Here is a 2,471-nt window from a genome sequence, read left to right on the forward strand (position 1 = left end):
AATAATGTCGGATTTACGAAAAGGTTTGTTTGATGTTTTAATTGGTGTAAACTTATTACGTGAAGGTTTAGATTTACCCGAAGTTTCATTAGTTGCTATTTTAGATGCCGATAAAGAAGGGTTTTTACGTTCGCATCGTTCTCTTACTCAAACCATTGGTAGGGCCGCAAGAAACGTTGAAGGTAAAGCTATTATGTATGCTGACAAGATTACCAATAGTATGCAATTAACTATTGATGAAACTACCCGAAGAAGAGAAAAACAAATTGCATACAATACCGCCCATAAAATTACTCCAACACAAATTAAAAAGAGTATAGAAAATACACTTGCAAAAAATACGGTATCTTCATATCATTATGATAATTCAGTAGATTTAGCTGCAGAACAAAACCTTTCTTATTTGCCAAAAAGCGAAATTGAAGCTAGAATTAAAGAAAAACGTAAACAAATGGAAGAAGCTGCTAAAGCTTTAGACTTTATTGTTGCTGCCAAATTACGTGACGAAATTAAATTACTAAAAGAGCAAGTTTAGTTTTAATTTAAAAACTAAAAAGAACCTTTCGCATTTAATAAAGTAAAATCTGCTAAAACCATTGCTGCTAGAGCTTCAACAATTGGAACTGCTCTTGGAACAACACAAGGATCGTGACGACCTTTTCCGTGCATTTCAACAATATTTCCATCTTTATTAATAGTATCCTGAGCTTGCATAATAGTTGCCACAGGTTTAAAAGCTACTCTAAAGTAAATATCCATTCCGTTGCTAATTCCTCCTTGAATTCCACCAGAAAGATTTGTTTTTGTAGTTCCGTCAGCATTAAAAATATCATTATGCTCGCTCCCTTTCATTTTAGCACCGCAAAATCCACTTCCATATTCAAAACCTTTTACAGCATTAATACTAAGCATTGCTTTTCCTAACTGGGCGTGTAACTTATCAAAAATAGGTTCACCTAATCCAACAGGAACATTTTGAATAACACAAGTAACTGTACCTCCAATTGTATCACCTTGCTTTCTAATAGCGTCAATTTTCTCAATCATCTTTTCTGCAATTTCAGCATCAGGACAACGAACTATATTTTCTTCTGTTTTTGAAAAATCTAAATCTTGATATGGTTTTTCTAAAAATAAATCACCAACTGAAGATGTATATGCATTTATTTTTATGTTAGGAATTACTTGTTTTGCAACAGCACCACCTACAACCCAATTTGCAGTTTCACGCGCTGATGTTCTTCCTCCTCCTCTATAATCGCGTACACCATACTTCTTATCATAAGTATAATCTGCGTGTGAAGGACGATAAGAATCTTTTATGTGCGAATAATCATTAGAACGTTGGTGAACATTATTAATAATGAACCCAATGGAAGCTCCAGTGGTTTTACCTTCGAAAATACCTGATAAAAACTGAACTTCATCTGGCTCTTTTCTTTGCGTAACAATTTTAGATTGCCCAGGTTTTCTTCTATCTAATTCCAACTGAATTGCATCCAAATTTAATTCAACGCCAGCAGGACAGCCATCAATTACCCCACCAATAGCAGGACCGTGAGATTCACCAAAAGTGGTTATAGTAAATAATTTTCCAAATGAATTAGACATAATAATAATTTAGTTGACAAATGTAAAAAAAGAATTTAACAGATGGTTTATTTATGGAATGAAATAACCTTAAAAAAACGATCCTTTTATTACATTAATGACAAGAATTAACAATTACTTTGTAAACAACACCTTGCCCCTTAAAAATTAAAATCTAAAAATATGTAAACCAAAAACTACTGTACAAGCACTTCTATTGTAAAAATTACAGCTTATTACTAAAATAATAAACTAAAAATCACTAAAAAGCCATTAATACTTAAATAAAAAACGGTTTCAATAGAAAAATAATATTTCTGTAAACCATATTATCAATGCTATTATCCATACTTTTAATTGGTTAGCATTTGAACTTGTTTATTTGAAAAAATATTTTGAAAAAAAACACAAAAAAATTTGAGTGAAACAAAAAAGCGTTTTATATTTGCATCCGCATTCAGGGAATACCTGATGAGACTTCTGGAGAAATGGCAGAGTGGTCGAATGCGGCAGTCTTGAAAACTGTTGAGGGTCACACCTCCGGGGGTTCGAATCCCTCTTTCTCCGCAAAAGCCTTGTATTTTAATACAAGGCTTTATTTTTTTAATTCAGTTGTAACAATAATAATTAGCATCATTTAAAAAACGTTATTTTTTAAATGACTTTAAATTTAAAACAGTTTTTTTAGTCTATTTTTTACCATTGCTCACTTTAATTTTACTTAATTTGCAACGTAATTGGAATACCTTTAAACATAAAAATAAAATTAACTTTATACTACTTTTGTGAAATTAGATAAATTTGTTTTAGCAATTATTTGCACCATAATAATAGCTTATTTTATACCTCAATTTGGATTAGAAACCAGTGTAATTCCTTTA

General features: G+C 31.2%; 2 protein-coding genes and 1 tRNA gene. 2 read left to right on the top strand and 1 reads right to left on the bottom strand.

From position 1 onward, the window contains the following. On the top strand, positions 1-535 hold a 535-nt coding region (locus ABY298_RS15985), incomplete at its 5' end, for a helicase-related protein (RefSeq protein WP_372747039.1). A 14-nt stretch (positions 536-549) separates the two neighbouring features. Here ABY298_RS15985 and aroC read toward each other — a convergent pair. Beyond that, positions 550-1,614, bottom strand: coding sequence for a chorismate synthase (gene aroC, locus ABY298_RS15990; protein ID WP_372747040.1), 1,065 nt, complete (start codon positions 1,612-1,614; stop codon positions 550-552). A 458-nt stretch (positions 1,615-2,072) separates the two neighbouring features. Here aroC and ABY298_RS15995 point away from each other — a divergent pair. Beyond that, positions 2,073-2,157: transfer RNA gene (locus ABY298_RS15995), tRNA-Ser, on the top strand. Positions 2,158-2,471 lie beyond the last annotated feature (314 nt).

Source organism: Lutibacter sp. (assembly GCF_041596795.1).
GTDB lineage: Bacteria > Bacteroidota > Bacteroidia > Flavobacteriales > Flavobacteriaceae > Lutibacter.